The sequence below is a fragment of the Nonomuraea insulae genome (assembly GCF_042656245.1).
Genome location: NZ_JBHSPA010000023.1, coordinates 54,188 through 75,573, shown reverse-complemented (window position 1 = coordinate 75,573; position 21,386 = coordinate 54,188). Strand labels below are relative to the sequence as shown.

Annotated in this window: 22 protein-coding genes; 12 read left to right on the top strand and 10 right to left on the bottom strand. The window is 70.3% G+C overall.

The features are described from left to right. Positions 1-3: 3 nt before the first annotated feature. Positions 4-1,158 carry an acyl-CoA dehydrogenase family protein gene (locus ACFPZ3_RS17970; RefSeq protein WP_379515267.1) on the bottom strand — a complete coding sequence of 385 codons (1,155 nt, stop codon included), beginning with the start codon at positions 1,156-1,158 and terminating at the stop codon, positions 4-6. Positions 1,159-1,265: 107 nt separating this feature from the next. Here ACFPZ3_RS17970 and ACFPZ3_RS17965 point away from each other — a divergent pair, with 107 nt between their 5' ends. Further along, positions 1,266-1,874, top strand: a complete 609-nt coding sequence (locus ACFPZ3_RS17965; protein ID WP_379515266.1) for a TetR/AcrR family transcriptional regulator — start codon at positions 1,266-1,268, stop codon at positions 1,872-1,874. Positions 1,875-2,091: 217 nt separating this feature from the next. On the opposite strand, the gene ACFPZ3_RS17960 is transcribed toward ACFPZ3_RS17965, so the two are convergent. Continuing rightward, positions 2,092-2,910: a MaoC family dehydratase gene (locus tag ACFPZ3_RS17960; protein WP_379515265.1), complete on the bottom strand. Its 819-nt coding sequence runs from the start codon at positions 2,908-2,910 to the stop codon at positions 2,092-2,094. A 1-nt stretch (position 2,911) separates the two neighbouring features. Further along, positions 2,912-3,811, bottom strand: a complete 900-nt coding sequence (locus tag ACFPZ3_RS17955; RefSeq protein WP_379515264.1) for an SDR family oxidoreductase — start codon at positions 3,809-3,811, stop codon at positions 2,912-2,914. Between the two features lie 86 nt (positions 3,812-3,897). Between ACFPZ3_RS17955 and ACFPZ3_RS17950 the strand changes: the two genes are divergently transcribed. The 3 genes from ACFPZ3_RS17950 to ACFPZ3_RS17940 are packed head-to-tail and all read left to right on the top strand — an operon-like array spanning position 3,898 to position 6,928. Further along, on the top strand, positions 3,898-5,325 hold the full coding sequence (locus ACFPZ3_RS17950) for an MFS transporter (RefSeq protein ID WP_379515263.1): 1,428 nt from the start codon (positions 3,898-3,900) through the stop codon (positions 5,323-5,325). A gap of 14 nt (positions 5,326-5,339) precedes the next feature. After that, on the top strand, positions 5,340-5,768 hold the full coding sequence (locus ACFPZ3_RS17945; RefSeq protein WP_379515262.1) for an acyl-CoA thioesterase: 429 nt from the start codon (positions 5,340-5,342) through the stop codon (positions 5,766-5,768). Then, positions 5,765-6,928, top strand: a complete 1,164-nt coding sequence (locus ACFPZ3_RS17940; protein ID WP_379515261.1) for an MFS transporter — start codon at positions 5,765-5,767, stop codon at positions 6,926-6,928. Before ACFPZ3_RS17945 ends, ACFPZ3_RS17940 begins: the two co-directional genes overlap by 4 nt. On the opposite strand, the gene ACFPZ3_RS17935 is transcribed toward ACFPZ3_RS17940, so the two are convergent. The 4 genes from ACFPZ3_RS17935 to ACFPZ3_RS17920 form a co-directional block, all read right to left on the bottom strand. Beyond that, on the bottom strand, positions 6,923-8,428 hold the full coding sequence (locus ACFPZ3_RS17935; protein WP_379515260.1) for a glycoside hydrolase family 13 protein: 1,506 nt from the start codon (positions 8,426-8,428) through the stop codon (positions 6,923-6,925). The two genes, ACFPZ3_RS17940 and ACFPZ3_RS17935, sit on opposite strands and share 6 nt — an antisense overlap. 18 nt (positions 8,429-8,446) lie before the next feature. Then, positions 8,447-8,827, bottom strand: a complete 381-nt coding sequence (locus ACFPZ3_RS17930; protein ID WP_379515259.1) for a globin — start codon at positions 8,825-8,827, stop codon at positions 8,447-8,449. Between the two features lie 10 nt (positions 8,828-8,837). Further along, positions 8,838-9,701 carry a mechanosensitive ion channel family protein gene (locus ACFPZ3_RS17925; RefSeq protein WP_379515258.1) on the bottom strand — a complete coding sequence of 288 codons (864 nt, stop codon included), beginning with the start codon at positions 9,699-9,701 and terminating at the stop codon, positions 8,838-8,840. Between the two features lie 558 nt (positions 9,702-10,259). Beyond that, positions 10,260-10,544, bottom strand: a complete 285-nt coding sequence (locus ACFPZ3_RS17920) for a hypothetical protein (RefSeq protein ID WP_379515257.1) — start codon at positions 10,542-10,544, stop codon at positions 10,260-10,262. Positions 10,545-10,817: 273 nt separating this feature from the next. On the opposite strand from ACFPZ3_RS17920, the gene ACFPZ3_RS17915 reads away from it, so the two are divergent. The 4 genes from ACFPZ3_RS17915 to ACFPZ3_RS17900 all read left to right on the top strand — a co-directional run bounded on the left by ACFPZ3_RS17915 (position 10,818) and on the right by ACFPZ3_RS17900 (position 16,295). After that, complete coding sequence (locus tag ACFPZ3_RS17915; protein ID WP_379515256.1) at positions 10,818-12,371, top strand: XRE family transcriptional regulator; 1,554 nt, start codon at positions 10,818-10,820, stop codon at positions 12,369-12,371. Further along, the gene (locus ACFPZ3_RS17910) at positions 12,368-12,850 is read left to right on the top strand and encodes a GNAT family N-acetyltransferase (RefSeq protein WP_379515255.1); all 483 of its coding nucleotides are present in this window, start codon (positions 12,368-12,370) and stop codon (positions 12,848-12,850) included. Before ACFPZ3_RS17915 ends, ACFPZ3_RS17910 begins: the two co-directional genes overlap by 4 nt. Positions 12,851-13,151: 301 nt before the next feature. Continuing rightward, a complete protein-coding gene (locus ACFPZ3_RS17905) occupies positions 13,152-14,405 on the top strand; it encodes a DMT family transporter (RefSeq protein WP_379515254.1) in 1,254 nt (417 codons plus the stop codon). Between the two features lie 201 nt (positions 14,406-14,606). Beyond that, positions 14,607-16,295, top strand: a complete 1,689-nt coding sequence (locus tag ACFPZ3_RS17900) for a tetratricopeptide repeat protein (protein ID WP_379515253.1) — start codon at positions 14,607-14,609, stop codon at positions 16,293-16,295. 10 nt (positions 16,296-16,305) lie between these two features. Here the strand turns inward: ACFPZ3_RS17900 and ACFPZ3_RS17895 are convergent, their stop codons facing one another. Next, positions 16,306-16,758 carry a hypothetical protein gene (locus ACFPZ3_RS17895; RefSeq protein WP_379515252.1) on the bottom strand — a complete coding sequence of 151 codons (453 nt, stop codon included), beginning with the start codon at positions 16,756-16,758 and terminating at the stop codon, positions 16,306-16,308. Between the two features lie 82 nt (positions 16,759-16,840). Here ACFPZ3_RS17895 and ACFPZ3_RS17890 point away from each other — a divergent pair, with 82 nt between their 5' ends. The 3 genes from ACFPZ3_RS17890 to ACFPZ3_RS17880 all read left to right on the top strand — a co-directional run bounded on the left by ACFPZ3_RS17890 (position 16,841) and on the right by ACFPZ3_RS17880 (position 19,617). Further along, positions 16,841-17,986: a pyridoxal phosphate-dependent aminotransferase gene (locus tag ACFPZ3_RS17890; protein ID WP_379515251.1), complete on the top strand. Its 1,146-nt coding sequence runs from the start codon at positions 16,841-16,843 to the stop codon at positions 17,984-17,986. Positions 17,987-18,100: 114 nt separating this feature from the next. Further along, the gene (locus ACFPZ3_RS17885) at positions 18,101-18,874 is read left to right on the top strand and encodes a hypothetical protein (protein ID WP_379515250.1); all 774 of its coding nucleotides are present in this window, start codon (positions 18,101-18,103) and stop codon (positions 18,872-18,874) included. Next, positions 18,871-19,617, top strand: coding sequence for an MBL fold metallo-hydrolase (locus tag ACFPZ3_RS17880; RefSeq protein WP_379515249.1), 747 nt, complete (start codon positions 18,871-18,873; stop codon positions 19,615-19,617). Before ACFPZ3_RS17885 ends, ACFPZ3_RS17880 begins: the two co-directional genes overlap by 4 nt. On the opposite strand, the gene ACFPZ3_RS17875 is transcribed toward ACFPZ3_RS17880, so the two are convergent. Both ACFPZ3_RS17875 and ACFPZ3_RS17870 read right to left on the bottom strand, forming a co-directional pair. Beyond that, positions 19,598-20,050, bottom strand: a complete 453-nt coding sequence (locus tag ACFPZ3_RS17875; protein WP_379515248.1) for an NUDIX domain-containing protein — start codon at positions 20,048-20,050, stop codon at positions 19,598-19,600. The genes ACFPZ3_RS17880 and ACFPZ3_RS17875 overlap by 20 nt on opposite strands. Beyond that, positions 20,037-20,411: an ArsR/SmtB family transcription factor gene (locus ACFPZ3_RS17870; RefSeq protein ID WP_379515247.1), complete on the bottom strand. Its 375-nt coding sequence runs from the start codon at positions 20,409-20,411 to the stop codon at positions 20,037-20,039. The genes ACFPZ3_RS17875 and ACFPZ3_RS17870 overlap by 14 nt, the downstream gene beginning before the upstream one ends. Positions 20,412-20,444: 33 nt before the next feature. Here ACFPZ3_RS17870 and ACFPZ3_RS17865 point away from each other — a divergent pair, with 33 nt between their 5' ends. Then, the gene (locus tag ACFPZ3_RS17865; protein WP_379515246.1) at positions 20,445-21,326 is read left to right on the top strand and encodes an LLM class F420-dependent oxidoreductase; all 882 of its coding nucleotides are present in this window, start codon (positions 20,445-20,447) and stop codon (positions 21,324-21,326) included. Positions 21,327-21,386: the final 60 nt, after the last annotated feature.

Here is a 21,386-nt window from a genome sequence, read left to right as displayed (position 1 = left end):
CGTTCACTCTCCAATGAGGCCGAGCCGAGCGTGCCCCTTGATCAGGTTGCGCGCGATCGTACGCCGCTGGATCTCGTCGGTGCCCTCGAAGATGCGCAGCAGGCGCAGCTCGCGGTACCACCGCTCGATCGGTAGTTCCTTGGTGTAGCCCATACCTCCGTGGATCTGCAGCACCCGGTCGACGACCTGGTTGGCCATGATCGCGCCGTTGAGCTTGGCGATGGAGGAGGCGTGCCGGGCGTCCATGCCCGCCGAGACCCGCCAGGCCGCGTACAACGTCAGCCACTTCGCCGCCTCGATCTCCACCTGGGAGTCGGCGATCATCCATTGGATGGCCTGGTAGTTGGAGATGGTCTGCCCCATGGACTTGCGGATCTTGGCGTACTCGACGGCCATGCCGAGCATGCGCTCGGCCGACCCGATGGCGCGGGCGGGGATCATGTAGCGGCCCTGCCCGATCCACTGCATGGCCAGCTCGAAGCCCTTGCCGAGCTCGCCGAGGATGTTCTCCTCCGGCACCCGTACGTCCTGGAAGACCAGCGACGCGGGGCCCCACTCGCCCATGGTGTGGATGGGCTCGGACTTCCAGCCCATGTCCCGGTCCACCAGGAAGCAGGTGACGCCGTGCGGCTCGGTCACGGCGAACACCATGACGAAGTCGGCCTCGTTCCCGCCGGTGATGAACGTCTTCTCGCCATTGATGATCCACTCGGCGCCGTCCTGGGTGGCGCGGGTGCGGATGTTGCGGGCGTCGGAGCCGGCGCCCGGTTCGGTGATGGCGAAGCAGGAGCGGCGCTCGCCCTCGATGGTGGGGAGCAGGTAACGCTGCTTCTGTTCGTCGGTGCCGGCGTACAGGATGTTGTCGGCACTGCCGCCGAAGGAGAAGGGCACGAACGTGCGGCCGATCTCCATGGCGATGATCGCGGACATGATGGGGCCGAGCGCCGCGCCGCCGTACTCCTCGGGGGTGTTGATCCCCCAGAAGCCGGACTTCCTGGCCTTGGCACGCAGGTCACGCAGCACGTCGGGAGTCAGCCCCGGGCGGCCCGCGCGTTCGTTGCGCAGGACCTCCGGCTCCAGAGGCATGACCTCCTTCTCGATGAAGGACCGGACAGTGTCGCGGATCTGTCGTTCCTCGGGGGTGAGCGAGAAGTCCACAGCCGCCTCCTGGGCATTTCTAGAATCGTTCTCTAGGAATAGGTTCTAACTGTTACGGTCATGTGTCAAGAATCTGATTCTAGAATTCGTGCGGCTAGAATGCTCGTATGGCACGCAAGTCCTCGTGGGAGTGGAGCCGTACGGCCCAGACCCGCAAAAGCATGCTGCAGGCGGCTCGCGAGGTCTTCAGCGAGCACGGCTTCGCCGACGCCAACGTCTCCGAGGTCGTCGCCCGCGCCGGTTCCAGCGTCGGCAGCCTCTACCACCACTTCGGTGGCAAGACCGAGCTCTTCCTCGCCCTCTACGAGGACCACCAGGTCGCCCACGAGCAGGCCTCGGCCTCCAGCGTGGCCAAGGCCAAGAAGGACGGGGTGTCCGACCCGGTCGAGCTGCTCATCGCGGGGGCGCGGGCGTACCTCGCGGGGGCGTGGGAGCGGCGCGACCTGGTCCGGCTGTTCATCGACGGGGACGGGCCGCCGGGCTTCGACCTCAACCGCCGCACGCGGGGCCGCGAGTGGGTCCGCCAGAACGCCGTCCTGCTGGGCGCCGGCGGCGACCCCCTCGACCGCTTCACGGTGGCGGTGCTGACCAGCATCATCGGCGAGGCCGCCCGCGAGGTCGCCACCTCCGACAGCGAGGCGGAGGCCCAGGAGGTCATCGAGGCCGCCATGACCCTCATCCGCCGCCTCGACCCGCTGCGCGCGCTCGACGACTGAACTTCATCCATCCTTTACGCGGTGCCGTGGCCTGCCACCCGCCGCACTCCGGCCGAGGGCCCTCCAGGAAACGCCCGCTGACCCTTCAGTGGCGCGGCGCCGTCACGGAGCGCGCTGTGGGCCCTCTCGGTGGTTTCCCGCGCCGCGCGGCCCCGCTGTCACGGAGCAGGGCCGCGCGGCCCCGCTGTCACGGTGCGGCGGGACCGCGCGTGAGCGGTCAGGCGACCGTGGCGCGGCCCCGGTCCAGGACCACCGTCCCGTCGTCCTTGGCCGTTCTGAACAGCACGTCGGAACCGTCCACCCAGATCGACACCGTGAGCGACTCCCCGGGGAACACCGGGCTGGAGAAGCGCCCCGACATCGCCTTGAACCGCCCGGGGTCCGACCCGGCCACAGTGTGCAGCAGCGCCCGCCCCGTCACCCCGTACGTGCACAGGCCGTGCAGGATCGGACGGGAGAACCCGGCCCTGGCGGCGAACGCGGGGTCGCTGTGCAGGGGGTTGTAGTCCCCGGAGAGACGGTAGAGCAGCGCCTGGGCGGGATCCGTGGAGTAGGTCACCTTGTGGTCGGGCGCCCGATCCGGCGGCGTCCAGGAGTCGCGCGGCCCGCGATCGCCGCCGAAGCCGCCCTCGCCCCGGATGAACACCGAGCTCCGGGAGGAGATCACGGGCGTGCCCGTCTCCAGGTCCACGGCCGTGGCCTCGGAGGTCACGAGCGCGCCCGAGCCCTTGTCGTAGATCCCGGTCACCGTGGAGGTCGTCCGCACCCCACCGGCCGCCGGCAGTTCGTGGTGCAGGGTGAAGCCCTGTTCCGCGTGGACCAGCATGGCCCGGTCGAAGTCGCCGAGCTGCCGCCCCGGCGCCTGCGCGGCCAGGACGGCGAACGTCGGCAGCACCCGCTGCCCCTTCTCCGTCGTGAACTCCAGCTCGGAGGTGCCCGCTCCGACGCCGAGGGCGTACAGCATGGTGTCCTTGGAGGTCCAGGTCCGCTCGTGCGCGGCCCCCTCGACGCCCACCACGGTGTGGTCGAGCGGCATGTCAGTCCTCCCGTCCGGGGATGCGGCCGTTGGTGAGGGCGTTGGGCGCGGCCTTCTCGACCAGGGCGGGGATGACGGAGCCCAGCTCGGCCGGGTCCCACCGGCCGCCCTTGTCCACGCCGGGGCCGGCGTGCCAGCCCTCGGCGACGCTGATGACGCCCGACCGCACGTTGAACACCCGGCCGGTGATCGCGCGAGCCTCAGGACTGGCCAGCCAGACGACCAGCGGCGCGATGTCGTCGGGGTCGGCGCCCGTCCCGCCCTTGGGCATGAGGTTCTCGGTCATGCGGGTCAGTGCGGCGGGCGCGACGGCGTTCACGGTGACGCCGTACCGCTCCAGTTCCCTGGAGGCGATGACCGTCAGGCCCGCGATGCCCGCTTTCGCGGCGCCGTAGTTGCCTTGCCCCGGGTTACCGTAGATGCCGGAGGACGAGGTCGTGTTGATGATCCGGGCATCGACGCGTTCGCCCGCCTTGCTCTTGGACCGCCAGTACGCGGCGGCATGGCGCAGCGGCGCGAACGTGCCACGCAGGTGCACCCTGATCACGGCGTCCCACTCGTCGGCGGTCATGTTGACGAGCATCCGGTCGCGCAGGATGCCCGCGTTGTTGACCAGGACGTCCAGGTCGCCGAAGTGATCGACGGCGGAGCGGATCAGCCGCTCGGCGCCGTCGAAGTCGGAGACGTCCTCCCCGTTGACGACGGCCTGGCCGCCCATGGCCTCGATCTCTGCCACGACCTCGGCCGCCGCCCCCGACGAGCCGGTGCCGTCCACCTCCGCGCCCAGGTCGTTGACCACCACCTTCGCGCCCTGTCTGGCGAACTCCAGCGCATGTCCCCGTCCGATGCCCCTGGCCGCACCTGTGACGATCACCACGCGGCCTTCGACTATCCCGCTCATCCGACACCTCGATCCTTGACCGGCTGACGACTTGAATTGGATTCTAGTATTAAAATCTAGAAAGGACAGAGCCTTTGCCGGCGACCATGAGCACCACCACCCCCACCAGCTACGCCTGGCGGACGTTGTCCGTCGTGAGCATGGCCAGCGTGCTGACCGGGCTCGGCGGCAGCGCGATCAACGTCGCGCTGCCGGAGATCGCCAGGCACACCGGGGCCGACGCCACGGCCGCGGGCTGGATCCTCCTGGGCTTCCAGTTGACCACGACCGTCCTCATGGTGCTGTTCGGCCGGTTGGCGGATCTGTTCGGCAGGCGCAGGATGTACCTGGTCGGGCTGGCGACGTACACGGTGGCGGCATTACTCGCGGGCATGGCGCCGAACGCCTGGGTGATCGTGGGCATGCGGGTGTTGCAGGCCGTGGGCGCCGCCATGTTGCTCACCAACAGCGCCGCACTGGTCAGCGACGCCTTCCCGCGCGAGCGCCTGGGTGAGGGGATGGGCGTCTACATCGCCTCGTTCTCGATCGCCGGGCTGATCGGGCCGACGCTGGGCGGGGTGCTGGCCGAGAGCCTGGGCTGGCGCTGGGTGTTCTGGTTCAACGTGCCGATCGGCCTGCTCTGCCTCCTGTGGGGAGCGCTCGTCCTGCGCAGCCCCGCGCCGGACAGGACGGAGAGCGGGCACGACGCGCCGGGCAGCCTGCTCGTCCTGGTCACGCTGGGCGGGCTGCTGCTCGCGCTGTCGGAGTTCACCAGGCTCGGCTGGGGCCACCCGGTGGTGCTGGGCGGGCTGGGAGCCTTCGTCGTGGGGCTGCCGTTGTTCCTGGTCAGGGAGTCGCGAGCGGCGCACCCGGTCGTGGACCTGGGCCTGTTCAGGAATCCGACCTTCGCCTTCGGCACGCTGGCCTCCTTCCTCAACGCCGTCGCCCGCATGGGCATGGTCTTCCTGGTCGCGCTCTACTTCCAGGCCGTGCGCGGCGACGATCCCGTCCAGGCCGGGCTGAAGGTGCTGCCGCTGGCCATCGCCGCCATGTTCGCCTCGGTGACCTCGGGCTTCCTGCAGCGCCTGCTGAGCGCGCGCACACTGGCCGTGGCCGGGGCCGCGACGACCACGTGCGGGCTGGTGGTCATGTTCGCCGTGATGTCCGCCGACACGCCGTACGCGGCCGTCGCCGCCGGACTCGTGCTCATCGGCCTCGGCTCGGGCGTGTTCATGCCCTCCAACAACACCGCCATCCTGGACGGCCTGCCCTCCAACCGGCTCGGCATCGTCAACGCCATGCGCCTGATGTTGCAGAACACCGGCAACGTCGTGGGCACCGGCCTGGTCCTGTCGATCATCACGGCGCCGCTCCCCGTCGCGCTGCACCAGCGGGTCTTCGACGGCACGCTCGCCCAGCTCCCGGGTGGTGCGGTCGATCAGCTCGTCACCGGCTACCGCTGGGCGCTCGGTTCCATGGCCACGATCTCGGTCCTGACCGTGCTGGCCTGCCTGGCCCGCCGCAAGGCCACCTGACCCGGCCGGGTACGGTGGCGGACGTGGTTGAACGCACCCCGGCCGAACGGCACATCTATCTCCGAACGGTGAGATTCGGCGACGTCGACTCCCAAGGTCACGTGAACAACGTCCGCTTCCTCGACTACCTGGAGGACGCCCGCTTCGGCATGTTCCACATCGATCCGTACAACGAGGGCGACGAGCCGTTCAAGGGCCTGGTCGTGACCCGCCACGAGATCGACTACCGCCGTCCCCTCGGCTTCCGCGCGCAGCCCGTCCGGGTCGAGACGTGGGTGACGGAGATCCGGTCGGTGCGTTTCACCCTCCGGTACGAGATCCGCGACGACGAGGCGGTCTACGTCACCGCCCTGTCCGTCCTGGCCGCGTACGACGTCGAACGGGCGGCCCCCCGCAGGCTCAACGAGGGCGAACTGGCCTACCTCAAGCGCTACGCGGAATGAGACGCTGGCTGATGCTGGCGCTGGGTGTCAACGCCCACGCCAGCGTCACTTTAGGGCTGTTCGGCCTGCCCCTGGTCATGCCTGAAATTTTGCGACATTTCAACGTCTCCCTGCCTGTGGGCGGTCTCATAGGGAACGCCCCGGCTTTCGGTATTCTGTGCGCCCTCGTCGCCTGGGGCGCCCTGGCAGACCGGCACGGCGAGCGGCTGGTCCTGGGCCTCGGCGTCGGGCTGGCGGCCGTGTTGTTCGCCGCCCTCGCCTTCGTGGAGAGCACGTGGGCGGTGATCGCGCTGCTGGCCGTGGCGGGCGCGGCGGGCTCGGCCGCGATGGTCGGCGGCGGCCGCATCGTGCTGCGCTGGTTCCGGCCCCCTGAACGCGGCCTCGCCATGGGCCTGCGCCAGGTCTCCTTCACCCTCGGCATGGCCGTCGCCGCCTTCGTGCTCCCGCCCATCGCGCGGGCCCACGGGCTGCCGGGCGTGCTGCTGCTCTGCTCCGGCGTGAGCCTGCTGGCCGCCGTCCTGGCCGTGCTCTTCCTGGCCGAGCCGCCGCACACCATCGCCGGGGCGGGCGCGGAGCGGGAGCGCTCGCCGTACCGGCAGCCCGCGCTCTGGCGGGTGCACGCCACCAGCGCCCTGCACGTGGTGCCGCAGGTCGTGGTCAGCACGTACGGCGTGGACTGCCTGGTCAAGTCCTACGGCTGGGACGACATCGCGGCCGGTCAGCTCTTCGGGGTGGCCGCGATCGGCGGGGCCGCGATACGCATCGCGGTCGGGCGCTGGTCCGACAGGACCGGCCTGCGCATGCGGCCCCTGCTGCTGCTCACCCTCTGGAACCTGGTCGTGCTGGCGCTGCTGGTCGCCGGCGCGTTCACCGGCAGCGTGCTCGGGATCGCGACGCTCGCCCTGGCCTCGGTGATGACCGTGGCGGGCAACGGCCTGGCCTACCTCTCGGCGGGCGAACTGGCCGGCCCCGGCTGGGCGGGCAAGGTGCTCGGCACCCACAACACCGTGCAGAACACCGTCTCCCTGGCCGTCACGCCGCTGGCCGGGGCGCTGATCCTGAACTCCGGTTACTGGGCGGGGTTCGCGGGCGGCCTGGCGTTCGCCGTGCTCTCCCTGCCCGTCATCCCCTTTCGCGGCGAACGGCCGAGAGGGCTATGACCGCCGCAGCCACACCGCCGTGTCGGGCGGCAGCAGCCCCCTCTTGAGCGCCCCGGTCGACAGGATCACCTCGTCGTGCGCGGGCAGGCGCACCGGGCGCAGACCGCAGTTGATCGCGCAGATCAGCGGTCCGCGGGTGAAGAAAAGCGCACCCTCGGGAGACTTCAGCCACTCCAGCGTGTAAGGAATGGACCCGGCCAGCTCACGGCGGCAGGCCAGGGCCCGGCGGTAGAACTCCAGCGTCGAGTCCGCCACCCCCTCCTGCTTCTCGACGCTCAGCTCCGCGAACGTCTCCGGCTGCGGCAACCACGGCTCGGCCCCGCCCGGCGAGAAGCCGTGCGAGGGCGGGTCCACCGTCCACGGGATCGGCACCCGGCACCCGTCGCGCCCCGGCAGCTCGCCCTTCGACTGGAGGAAGACCGGGTCCTGCCTGGCTTCGTCCGGCAGGTCGGTCACCTCCGGCAGCCCCAGCTCCTCGCCCTGGTAGAGGTAGGCGGAGCCGGGCAGGGCCAGCATCGTGAGCAGCGCCGCCCTGGCCCGCGCCAGGCCCGTGCCGGGATCGGCGGCGTCGTAGCGGGTGCGGTGGCGTACGACGTCGTGGTTGGACAGCACCCACGTCGCGGACCGCACCGTGGACACCGTGTCGTCGATCACCTTCTTGAACGCCGTAGGCGACCAGGGAGCCTGCAACCAGGCGAAGTTGAAGCTCTGGTGCAACTCGTCGGGGCGAAGATAGAGGGCCAGGTCCTCGGAGCTGTCGGTCCAGACCTCGCCCACGGCCATCCGCTCGCCCGGATAGCTGTCCAGCACCCGCCGCCAGTCGCGGTAGACGTCGTGCACCTCGGGCTGCCCCCACACCGGCGAGACCGCCTTGAACGACTGGTCGCTGACGTCGGGCAAACCCTCCGCCTTGTACAGGCCCATGGCCACGTCGATGCGGAACCCGTCCACGCCCCGGTCCAGCCAGAACCGCAGAATGTCCAGGAACTCCGCGCGCACCTCGGGGTTGCGCCAGTTGAGGTCGGGCTGACCCGGCGCGAACAGGTGCAGGTAGTACTGCCCGTCCGCCACCCGCGTCCAGGCGGGCCCGCTGAAGGTGGACTGCCAGTTGTTGGTGGTGTCGCGGAAGATGTAGCGGTCGCGGTGCTCGCCCTTCAGCGCCGCCTGGAACCAGGGATGCGCGGAGGAGCTGTGGTTGGGCACGATGTCCACGATGACCCGCAGCCCGTGCTCGTGCGCGGCGGTGACCAGCGCCTCGAAGTCGGCGAGCGTGCCGAACAGCGGATCGACGCCGCGATAGTCGGCCACGTCGTAGCCGCCGTCGGCCATGGGGGAGGGGTAGAACGGCGTCAGCCAGATCGCGTCGACGCCCAGCCGCTGAAGGTACGGCAGGCGCTCGCGCACCCCTACCAGATCGCCGACGCCGTCTCCCGAGGCGTCGGCGAAGCTGCGAACGTAGATCTCGTAGACGACTGCATCACGCCACCAGGGGATGTCCATGTGGCGAGTCATGCCCCGTTACGTGGGTGAGTTCACCAAGCTCTGGGCGGCATAGACCAGATAGTCCCAGAGCCGGGTCTCCTGCTCCTCCGTCAGATCGAGCGAATCGACCGCGTCACGCATGTGCCGCAGCCAGGCGTCACGCTCCGGCTCGCCGATCACGAACGGCATGTGCCGCATGCGCAGCCTCGGGTGGCCGCGCTGCTGGCTGTAGTCGTTGGGGCCGCCCCAATATTGGATCAGGAAGCCCCGCAGCCGCTCCTCGGCGCCCGTCAGGTCGGGCTCCGGGTAGAGCGGCCGCAGGAGCGGATCTTCCGCGACTCCCTCGTAGAAGCGATGCACGAGGCGCCGGAAGGTCTCCTCGCCTCCGACGGCGTCGTAGAAGGAGGTCTCTGTCACGATTCCTAGCCTAAGCGCTGGCGACCATCGGAATGCCCGCGGAGTCCAGCGCCGTCTTCACCCGGAGCCTGAGATCCCTCGACACCTCCGCCTGCGCGGACGGCAGCGTCTTGGCGGTGATGCGGAAGACCAGCGAGCTGTCGGAGAGCTGCTCCACGCCGTAGACGTGCGGCTGCTCCACGATCTTGGACTCGCGCAGCTCGGGGTCGGCCCAGATCTCCTCGGCCACGTGCTCGAGCAGCACCCGCACGCCCACGATGTCGGCGTCGTAGGCCACCGGCACGTCCATGAAGGCCCGCGACCAGCCCTGCGACTCGTTGCCGATGCGGGTGATCGTGCCGTTGCGGACGTACCAGACCCGGCCGTCCACGTCGCGCAGCCTCGTGACGCGCAGCGTGACCGCCTCGACCGTGCCGACTGCGGCGCCCGCGTCGATCACGTCGCCGACGCCGTACTGGTCCTCCAGCAGCATGAACATGCCCGCGATGAAGTCCTTCACGAGCTCCTGCGCGCCGAAGCCGATGGCCACGCCGAGGATGCCGACGCTGGTCAGCAGCGGCGCGATCGGGATCGTGAGCCGTTCGAGCACGGTCAGGATGCCGGTGCCGATGATCACGATGGACGCGATGTGCTTGAGCACGGAGCCCATCGTCTCGGCCCGCTGCTTGCGTCGCTCGTGCAGCAGCGCGTCGATGCCCTCGGGCACCGCCGACTTGCGGAACCTGCTCGTAAGGGAACCACCCGTCGCCGCGCGGTTCACCATCCTCGTGATCAGCCGGTGTGCGAGATTGCGGATAACGATCGCCAGCACGAGGATCAGGACGATGGCGATCGCACTGGCCACGAGCCCTGCCCATGGTGCGTTGTCAAACATCCCGGCAAGGCTAGAGCAAATCGGGTCTGTGCCGCAGGTCCCGCTCATCTGAGTCGTCAGCTTCTCGATATCGCCGAAGACCGACGACGGCGTGGGCGATGGCGACGGCAACACCTGCAGTAACACTATGGTGGATCCCCCTCCGGAAGCGGTTCGGTCGCTCTTTGGACCGTTTCGATCCAAAATACCGCCGACCGAACCGCCCGCCGTCACATCACGCCGGGGAAGACGGGGTCGCCGGATCTCTGGGCCGCGGAGGGAGAGATCCAGCGCTCCTATGACGGACGGCCCGGAACGGGACACACACCCGGAAGCATGTCCCGTGCCGGTTCCGGGAGGGATCCCCCGAACACCCGCCCGGCGGACCGGGCGGGCGGCTTCGTGCGCACGGCGTGCGACGCCGTACGGTCGTGCGCGCAGTGGCCGGAACCGGCGGAGCGACCAGGGCTCCTTCGTTGACGAGAGGCCCTCCGCACCGGTCACTCCGCCGGCCCCCAGAGGCCGCCGTGGGTTGCGGTGAGCCGTGGTGGCTGCGCTCCACCCGGTTCACCGCGGTCGTCACTCCCCCACGGCGGCGAGCACGCGGGCGACCTTCGTCGCCGCACCGGCCGGGTCATCGGCCGTGTGCATCTTTTCGCCCCAGGACCAGCAGTACCACCAGTCCGGCATGTCCGAGACGGCTGCCGAACGACAGGTGACGTTCTCGGACAGGCTCGTGGCGTTAGGGTTGATGACCCGTACGAACCTGCGCCCGTTCTGGGTCTGGACCACTCGTGCGAGCAACCCGCGCGCGCCGAGTTCCGCTACCAGGCGCTCCAGGTGCTCGAAGTTGTCGTCCCCCACCGTTCGTCCTCCTCGGGAATCGTTGCTGGTGGGCCAAAGATGGCCCAAGTCAAGGGCGGGCGCAACGAGCCGTCGTGCTCACGGGGAGTGGCTTCTCACTCATGGGTTGTAAGAAACAGTCCCGGGGAGGACGATCCTTAACCGTAGGCTGGTTGCGGGCGTTTCCCATCCACTCGGCATTACTTCATAGTCATGGGTAGGCGCACAGCGACTTGGAGGCTACGCTAAGTCACCAGTTGCGGACCGGTCGAGACATGCGTGAGAGGGGCCGGGATGTCCGGCAGACAGCACAGGGAGACGGAGATCGCCCGGCGGATCAGGGCCAGGGGCCTTGCCGCCGGTCGCACGTCGGCTCAGATAGCTGATGAGATCCACGAAGCGTGCACGGCCCAGTTCACCACGACCCGTATCAAGGCGCATCGCCTGTCTTACGGGATCGCGCTGGCCGACGTGATCGAGCAGGTGCGAGCCCTGTTCGAGCGAGACGCGAAACCGATGCCCGGCATCGGGGAGACCCTGCTCTCCGCGTACGAGAGCGGGCTCAAGCGCCCGGGGCCCGAATACCTGCACTACCTGTGCACGGTCTACCGGGTCGAGCCGGGGGCGCTCGGCTACGACGCGCCCTGCATCTGCGGCCACGGCCACCGGATGCCCGGGGTGCTGGGCGCCGCCGCCGAGGTCAAGGAGCGCCCGGCGGAGCGGGAGCTGCTGATCCAGCCGATGGAGTCGGAGCCCGACGCCGAGGAGGACGAGAACATCCTCCGGCGCACCCTGTTAAATCTTCTGAACACCGACACCAACCTGTCCCAGCAACTCGACGGGCCGGTGCTGGGAGCGTGCGAGGGCATCAGGCGCAGGATGGACGAGACGCTGGTCTCGGCCACGGTGTCCGCCGCGATGCTCGACCAGTGGGAGGAGGCGACCGTCAGCTTCGGTCGCCAGTACACGACGACGGCCCCGCTGCGGCTGCTGTGCGACGTGCTGCTCGAACTGAGCTCCGTACGCACGGCGATGTCCCGCCGTCAGCCCATCGACCTGCAGGAGCGCCTCTGCAGGATGGCTGCCCAGCTCTCCGGGCTGAGCGGCATGATCATGATCAACCTCGGCGACCACCGCCAGGCCCGCTCCTTCTTCCGCACCGGGCGCACGGCGGCGGACGAGACCGGTGACCGCGCGCTGCGCGCCTGGATCTGCGCCCGCGAATCCCTCGTCCCCCTCTACTTCGGCGACGCCCGCGAGGCGCTCCAACTGGCCAAGAAGAGCCGCGACCTGGCCGGCGCCACGTCGTGCCCGGCGCAGGCCATGGCCCCGGTGGTCGAGGCCAGGGCGCTGGCCATGATGTCGGGAGGCGGCGAGAGCAAGAAGGAGATCGTCGACCAGGCCAAGCGCGCCCTGGCGCGGGCCAGGAACGCCTTCTCCCATCTGAAGAGCGAGGATCAGGAGGACGTCGCTTTTGGGTACACCGAGAAACAGCTCTACTTCTACCAGGGCGACGTGCTCACCAAGCTCGGTCAGACGATCGAGGCCGAGGTGGTGCTCGACCAGGCGCTGGGCAAGTACGAAGACCACATTCTCGACCAGACGCTGATCAGGCTCGACCAGGCCCAGTGCCGGCTGATCGACGGCGATGTCAAGGAGGCGGTGGTGATCGGCACGAAGGCTCTCAACATGGTCGGCGACGAATACCTCACCGACCTCATCATGCGGCCCGCGCTGCAACTCGAACAGGCGATCATCGCGCGGGACGCGCACGCACCAGGACTGGACGGCTATCAGGCCGCGTTGCGCCGGCCCAGAGTGCCCCAACTGAAAGGGGGCGATGGATGAAGCTGACGATCAGACGTTATCGGTGGTCGGATCTCGACACCATCCTCGCACTCCACCGGGTCTGCCTCGCCGAGGTGGGCCTGGTTCCCGGTGACGGCGTCTACTACGACGACGACTTCCCTCGCATCCAGGAGATCTACCTGGCCTGCGGCGGCGACTTCCTGGTCGGGGAGGTGGCCTCGCGGGTCGTGGCGATGGGCGGGCTGAGACCCTACGACACGAGCACGGCCGAGGTCTGCCGGTTGAGGGTGCATCCCGAGTTCCAGCGTCGCGGCTTCGGCGCGGCCATGCTCATCGCGTTGGAGCGGCGCGCTTTGGAGCTCGGGTTCCACAGTGTCAAAGGCGACACCACGCTCAACCAGGAGGCCGCTCTGGCGCTGTACGAGCGTCAGGGATGGCGTGAGCTCTCCAGGGCGCGAGTAGGTGATCTGGTCGTCGTCTATGGAGAGAAACGCCTGATCCCACCGGCTGTCCTCTGACTCTGGATCGCCAATCCCCTCACGGCCCCAAACCCCTCCTGGGGCCCTCCCCGGACACTCTCGGCGTGACGCTGCCGCCGATCTTCCTCGTCACCGCTCGTGACGCCCCGCTGGCCTCCCAATCCGGACATCAATCGCCCAATTCCACATGAGCGATATGTCGAACTGAGACCCATATCGGGATCCACGGATAAGGATGTACGAACCAGCGGGTGAGGCTCTTACCACCGAGGTGTATACAAGCCTCACCGGCTGCTGCCTGTACATCAACGGCTGCGAATAGTAGTGCCATGCTTTTCCTATGGCAGGCATGTCCGCTCCCCGCCCCCTTCTGGGAGCCGTGCTTCTGTTGTTCGTCAGCGCCGCTTGGGGGTCGGCCTTCCCTCTCATGAAAGATCTCATCCTGCGGTTACCGGTGGAGGACCTCCTCGCCGAGCGCTATCTCCTCGCCTCGCTGACGCTGCTCGCCTTCAAGCCGGGCTGCCTGCGGGGGTTGTCGCGCGACACGTGGGTCAACGGGGCCGTGCTGGGGGTCATGTTCGGGGTCGGGCAGGCCGGTCAGGCGCTGGCGCTCGACCATCTGCCGTCCGCGGTGTCGGGGTTCGCGGTCGGCTGCAGCGTGATGATCACGCCGATCCTGTCGCTCGTGCTGTACAAGGAGCCGGTGCGACGGCGGATCTGGGCCGGGGTCGTGCTCGCGCTGGCCGGGATGATCGTGTTCACGGTGCTGCGCGGGGTGGAGGAGCACGAGATCTCGGTGCTCGCCCTCGTCGTCACGCTCACCGCCGCCGCCCTCTACTCGGGCCACACGCTCATGCTGGCGCACCTGTCCAAGCGCCCGTCCGGGTTTCCCGCCTACCCGCTGACCGTGATCCAGCTCTTCACCATTGGGATCCTCACCGGCGGCGTCGCCGTGCGCGACGGGATCTCCGTGCCGACGAGCCTGCCTGACTGGATGATCCTGGCGCACCTGTCCGTGGTGGCGTGCGCGCTGGGCTTCCTGGCCCGCTCCTGCGCCCAGGCGCACGTCCCGGCCGTGCCGAGCCAGATCCTCATGTCCTCGCAGCCCCTCTGGGTGGCCGGGATCGCGGTGATCTGGTTCCACGAGCGGCTGGGGTGGGGCATGATCGTCGGCGGCGGGCTCATGGCGGGGGCGATGCTGCTCGCCCTGCCGTCCAGGACCGCCGGCGCGGTCAAGCCGTCGGGCCGCCGTCATCTGCTGGCCCTCGCGAGCCGGGCCGCCAAGGTGCTGGCCGACCAGCGGATCAAGCGTACGGACCCGTTACAGCTCCTGGGCGAACCCGCGCCTTACATCGCCAAGGGCGCCTGCCTGGACGCCGAGTCGTGTCCCTGGCAGACCCGCTCGCTCAAGGGGGGTGCGGAGCCCAGCCTGGAGCGGCTGATCGAGCGGGCGACGCGGATTGTGCGGACGAAGGGCCTGCCGGGGCCGGGGTGCTGCCAGTCGGTCACACTGCTCGGGCGGTGCCTGTGTGACTTGATGGAGGAATCGAAGCAGGCGCGTACCACACGATTGCACCGTTGGTTTCGGTCCTAATAGGTTAGATACACCATTCAAAAGGCAAGTGCTTTTTATCCATTAGCCTCTCACTTAATCGCGATAAACCTTGATATTCGGTGGGGTGACCCAATAATGGGGAATTAAACCCCGAGTGGAGAGGTACGTCATGAAGCGCATCGTCGTCCGCAAGCCTGGAACCGCAAGGCTAGCTGTGACCTCCAGCGTCATTCACAAGGGGTGACCGAGGCGAGGTCCCACCTCAAGGTCCAGGGCGAACCGCCCTCTCAATGGGGGGCCGCGCGGCTGCTGGCGCCGTTGATCGACGCACACCGCACGCCGCGCGGCCCCTACTCTTTCGCCGCCGCCCTGCTGGGGCACCTGGTGCCGGAGGCATCGCCTGAGCTGGTCGCGGCCCATGACATCGAGATCCTGGCAGCCGCGCCCGAACTCGCCGGGATCGTCCCGGCCGGCCGGGGCACGATCGACGCGGGCCTGCCCGACGATGAGCGCATCCTCGTGCCCGCGCCCCGCCGTACGCTGCGGCTGGCCAACGGGCTGGCGGAGTTCGTGCGTGACGTCGTACGGCCAGGGCTGGCGATCGCCGTGTGCAACGGCGACGCGGCCGACCCCACCGACACCGAGCTACTCGACGTCATGATGCGGCGCATCCCGCCCGTCACCCTGTCGATCACCGTGTACTCCGGCGGCCCATCGTCCCCGCCCGACGCCCGCGACGCCGGCGAGCTGTGGACTCTCGTCGACCGGTGCACCCGGGAGGGCTTCCTGCACGCCGCGGCGGAGCTGGGGGAGCGGGGCATGGCGGGTACGGAGGCGGGCGGCGCCCGCTGGTGGCGCTTCGCGCAGCGCACCGCGACCGCGCTGGCCGGGCTCGGGCGCACCGCCGAGGCCCGCGCCGTCTGGGATCGGGTACGCCTGGCCAGTCAGGATCCGGCGATGCACGCCGCGGCCGCGTACGGCACGGCCATGCTCGACGCCCGCCACCCCGACCCAGCCCGCCGCGACCTGGTCAGGGCCAGGGCCTGGATCAACGAGGCGATCGCCATCTCCGGCCTCCTGCCCGACCCGTTCGAGCGGGCGTTCAAGCTGGGCTTCGACCGCAACGGCCTGGCCCTGATCGAGCTGCGGCACGGCCGGCCCGAGGCCGCGCTCGCGCTGGTGGACTCCGCCATGGAGCTGGCGCGCGAGCTGGGGGAGCGCCACCCGCTGCACCGGATGGTGCTGCTGGCAAACAGGGCCCAGTTGCTGGCCGGGCTCGGGCACGTCAAGGAGGCGCTGGAGGACTACGGGGCGGCGATCGCCCTCGATCCCGGCTTTCCCGACTACTACCTGGACCGGGGCAACCTGCTGTTCAAGCTGGGACGGCACGAGGAGGCGCTGGCCGACTTCGAGCGGGCCATGGTGGCCGGGCCGCCGTTGCCCGAGGCGTACTACAACCGGGCGGAGCTGCGTACGGTGCGGGGTGACATGGAGGGGGCGCTCGCCGACCTGGGGCGGGTGATCGAGCTCGACCCCGCCAGCCTGGACGCCTACATCAACCGCGCCGGCCTCCTGGCCGCCGCCGGCCGGGACGCGGATGCCACCGCCACGGTCGAGTCGGGCCTGGCTCTGGACCCCGTGAACCCGCACCTGCTCACGGTGCTCGGTCAGCTGGAGACGGCCACGGGCCGGTACGCGGAGGCGGAGGCGGCGCTGGACCTGGCCGTCACCGAGGACCCCGGCCTCGCGGTGGCCTGGGGGAACAGGGGCGTCCTCCGCTACGCCATGGGCGACCTGGAGGGCGCGGTCGCCGACCTGACGCGCGCCATCGACCTGCAGCCTCAGGCCGACCTGTACACCAACCGCGCCGTCGCCCTGCGCGCCCTCGGCCGCCACGCCGAAGCCGACGCCGACGACCGCCGAGGATGATCCCGCGGGATCAGAGGCCGTACCTGGCCAAGGATGTGATGAGCGCGACCGGCACCAGCGCCACCACCCCGAGCACGGCCGTGACCCGCCACCGCCGCGCCACCCCGGCCTCCGTCACGAACGCCGCCAGCGCCCCCGCCACGGCGAACGAGACCCCCGCCGTGACCGCGTGCGCGAACGACGACGTCCAGGAGGGCATCGCCTCGCCCGCGAGCCTGAAGGCCACCAGCATGCCCGCCGCCGAAAGCGCCACCCGCCGCCCCGGCCGCACGCCCACCCGCTCCAGCACGAGCGCGGACGCGGCCAGCAGCCCCAGGCTGATCACCGCGACGAGGCCGACGGCCGGCGCCAGGCAGCCCCAATCCTCACAACCGACACCCGCCCACGCCAGCCGTACGGTGGCCCACCACAACACCCCCAGAGCGGCACTCACCACGGCCGCCCGCCCCATTCGCCCCCGCATGCGCCAATGCTCCCATCCCTTGACAGCCGATCACCTGAAGAGGACTGTTCCGTATACGGAACCCCTCGACGGAGGTGCTGTCATGCGACCCAACTCCCGGTTCGCCCACGTCCAGCCGATCGGCCTCGACACGGTCGCGGCGCAGGCCGGAGACGACCCCGACGTGCTGCGCCTGGAGAACCTCGACACCGACGTCCCGCCCCCACCCGTGGCGGTCGCCGCGACCAGGCAGTCCCTGGCCGACGGGACGGGCAACAGCTGGCTGCCGCTGACCGGCCTGCCGGAGTTGTGCGAGGCGGTGGCGGCCGACCTCCGGACGCGCACCGGGGTCGCCTACGACCCGCTGCGCCAGATCACCATCACCTCGGGCGGCACGTCGGCGGTCATGCCCGTGCTGCTGGCCACCACCGAGCCGGGAGACCCGGTGGTGCTCACCGACCCCACGTACGCGGGCCTGTTCCAGCGGGTACGCCTGTCGGGCGCCCGCCCGCACCTGGTGCCCCTGCGCGTGGAGGCCGGCCACTGGCGCCTGGACCGCGAGGCGCTGGCCGGGGTGCGCGAGGCGGCGGCCCTGCTGCTGATGAGCCCGTCCATGCCCTCGGGCGTGGTCCTCGACCGGGACGACTGGGCGGAGGTGGCCCGGGTCTGCGACCGCACCGGCGCGTACCTGATCTACGACGCCGCCATGGAGCGCATCGTCTTCGACGGTCACCCGCGCGTCAACCCGTGCCGGGTGGAGGGCCTGGCCGAACGCACGATCATCATCGGGTCGATGTCCAAGGAATACCGCATGATCGGCTGGCGGATCGGCTGGGTCGCGGGCCCGGCGGACATCATGTCCCGGATCATGCTGGCCGGCATCTACAACACGACAGTGGCCAGCGGCTTTCACCAGATCGGCGCCGCGGCCGCGCTCAGGGAGCCGTCGGGCGTGGCGGAGGCGGTCGCGGAATACCAGGTCCGCCACGACACGGTCGCCGAGCAGCTGCGCGACCTGCCGCTGGTGCGCGCGGGCGGCGGCTGGTCGTGCCTGGTGGACGCCGAGGCCATGGGGCTGACGGCCGCCGCCCTGTCGGCCCGCCTCCTCGAACGCGGCCGGGTCGCCGCCACGCCCATGACGGCGTGGGGGGAGGAGGTCGCGCGCCGCTACGTTCGCCTGGTCTTCAGCAACGAGCCCGTCAAGCGTCTGGCCGAGCTGCGGACCCGGTTCGCGGCCGCGCTGGAGTGAGTGAGCTCTTGCCGGTGACTCGATGGCGGCGTGCGACGGGGGCGGCCAAGCCGCCGGGCGCCGAGTGGCACGAACGGCGCGGGGGAGAGGCGCCGTAGGTCTACGGTGGAGTTCGTGGCCTTCAACGACCTGCTCAATGACCTTGACCACAGCGCCAGTGTCCAGGCCGCGGGCATCAGGCGCGGCTATGGCGGCCCGCCCGCCCGCACGGTGAGCGTCAGATCCGGCCTGACCCGGCTGCGCTGCGCGTCCCTGCTCAAGCCCCTGTACGCGTGGGTGAGCGCGGCCCGCATCCCCGACACAGAACGATGGCGCCGCCACGCCGAGCCCGCCGTCGTCATCTCCTCCAACGCCGACACCCTCAACCTGTGGCTCTCCGTCGGCCCCCGGGTCATCCTCGACGACCTCCGCGAACGCACCGGTGTGGCCTGGGAGCCGCCGAACGGCGACCCCTCCAGGTTCGGCTCCGTCGAGGTCGCGGCCGACGAGGTGGCCGCCGCGTACGCGGTGCTCGCCCAGGCGGCCGCGGCGGGCGATCCGGTGGCGGGGACCGTGCTCGGGTGGATGGGGGAGGTGAGCGAGACGCAGGCGTTCGGCGCCCGCGAGGCGCTGCGCTCCCCGCAGGCCGCGGTCAAGTCCGGCTGGTACGGCGCGCCCGACGAGACCTGCCTGCGCACCCACGTCGTGGCGGTCCTGCCGCGCGGCGGCACCAAAGCCGGCGTGATCGTGGCCATGACAGCGCTGCCTTACACCGACGCGCGCGAGCGCGAGGTCTACCGCGACCGGGTGAACCAGGGGTTGTCGGTGGAGGCGGAGCACGACAAGGTGGCCGGTGCGCTGCTGCGCGACCTGATGGCGACGACGCGCGAGGAGCTGGGGCATTCATGAGGTTCACGGTGCTGGGCGGTTGCGGCGCCTGGCCGGCGGCCGGCCAGGCGTGCAGCGGCTACATCGTGGAGGAGGACGGCTTCCGGATCTTCATCGACCCTGGATACGCGACCCTGCCACGGCTCCTGGAACGTATGGGCGCCGCGGAGGTGGACGCCGTCCTCGTCACGCACGGCCACCCCGACCACTGCGCCGACCTCAACCCTCTCCTGCGCGCCCGCGCCCTGGCCGACGCCCCCGCGCCGCCGCTGCCGGTCTACGCCCCACCCGGCGCCCTCGACGCCGTCCTGGCCCTGGACCGGCCCCGCATGCTGGCGGGCAGCCTGACCGCCCACGACCTCGCACCCGGCACATCACACCAGATCGGCCCGTTCCACCTGGACACCTTCGACCTGCCGCACCACGTGCCGAACGCCGGCCTCCGGCTGACGGGTTCGCGCGGCCGGGTGCTCGCCTACACCGGCGACACCGGGCCGTCCGCCGACCTCCTCGCCCTGGCCAAGGACGCGGACCTCCTGGTGGCCGAGGCGACCTACCCGGAGCGGGTCCCCGAGGAGGACGCCCCCTACCTCTCCACCGCGCGCGACGCCGGCCGCACCGCCTCGTCGGCCGGGGCGGCCCGCCTGCTCCTCACCCACCTGTGGCCCGACACCCCCGCGGCCCCCGCCCTTGAGGCGGCCGCCGCCTCGTACACCGGTGAGCTGTCGGTCGCCACGGCGGGCGTCAGCGTGGAGATCGCGTGAGTTGCTCGATGACCTTCCACAACCCCGGCGGTTCGAGACCCTCGGGCGGTTCCTCAGCCCAGACATAGCCACGGAAGGCGGCCCGCTCCTCCTCGGTCAACTCCCCGGGATCCACCTCGGGCCGGGCCTCGCCGAACGTGGCCAGGTAGAACGGCTCCCGCTTCACGTAGCGAACCCCCAGCCACCGGAAGTCCCGCTCGACCTCGACGGACCGGTCGGCCACCGCCTCACCCGGCAACCCGGTCTCCTCGGTCAGCTCCCGCCTGGCCGCCTCCAGCGCCGTCTCCCCGGGATCGAGCCCGCCGCCGGGGGGCTCCCAGATCTCCACCTGGTCGACGCTGTCGTACCAGTGCATCAGCAGCACCCTGCCGTCCCGGTCCAGGCACACCACCCGCGCGGCGGGACGATCACTGCTCTCATCAGTGACCTCCATCGGAGCCCTCCTCCGGCGTCTCGCCGATGACGAGTGCCAGGAGCCCGGGGAAGCGGCCGTCGAACTCCTCGCGCCGCAGGCGGTTGAGCCGGCGCGTCCCCTCGTCGCGCTGCTCCAGCAGCCCGACACGGCGCAGGACCGAGAAGTGGTGGCTGAGCGTGGACTTGGCGACCGGCAGGTGGTTGAACGTGCCGCAGGCGCGCTCCCAGTCGGGGACGCCGGCGAGTTCGCGCACGATGCGGCGGCGGATCGGGTCGCCGAGCGCGTCGAGGGCGGCTTGGAGCGAGACCTCGAGGGGAGAGGTGTGGGTGAGGTTGCGTGTCCTGTTCGACTGCGGTCGAACGTGAGGGTAATGTTCCATCTCAATCGAACATCCTACCCGAGGAGAGCGACCGTGGACATCGGACGCGTCGGAGTGTGGCATCCCATGACCGCAAAGGCCCCGGCCGAGGAGGTACGACGCGCGGCGGCCCAGGTCGAGGCGCTGGGCTACGGCTCGATCTGGGTCAACGAGGGCTGGGGCAGCAAGGAACCGTTCACGAGCGCCGCCGTCGTGCTGGCGGCCACCGAGCGCGTGGCCGTCGGCACCGGCATCGCCAACCTGTGGGTCAGGGACGCCACCGCCATGGCGGCGGCGGCCGTCACGCTGGCCGACGCCTTCCCCGACCGTTTCCTCCTGGGCATCGGCGTCAGCCACGGCCCCCTGGTCAGCACCCGCGGCCACGACTACGCCAAGCCGCTGAGCGCGATGCGCGCCTACCTCGACGCCATGGACGAGGCCGGGCGCATCCTCCCCAAGGGCGAGTGCCCGAGGCTCCTGGCCGCCCTGCGGCCCAAGATGCTGGAGCTGTCGAGAGACAGGGCCGACGGCGCCCACACCTACTTCGTACCGCCCGAGCACACCGCCCAGGCCCGCCAGATCCTCGGCCCCGACCGGCTGCTCATCCCCGAGCAGGCGGTCGTCCTCGAGTCCGACCCGGCCCGCGCCCGCCAGATCGCCCGCACCCACATGTCCTTCTACCTGACGCTGCCCAACTACCTCAACAACCTGCGCACGCTCGGCTTCACCGACGCCGACTTCGCCGACGGGGGCAGCGACCGCCTGACGGACGCCATCGTGGCCTGGGGCGACCCGATCACCGTCGCCGAACGCATCCGCGCCCACCTCGACGCCGGCGCCGACCACGTCGTCATCCAGCCCCTCTCTCCGGACGCCCCCGACCTCGCCGACGCCGTCACCCAGCTCACCGGCCTCGCGCCCGTGCTCGGCCTGTAGCCACGAAGGAGCGTTACGGAGTGGCGTTTGACCTGGAGTGCGCTCCAATTCGTACCGTAG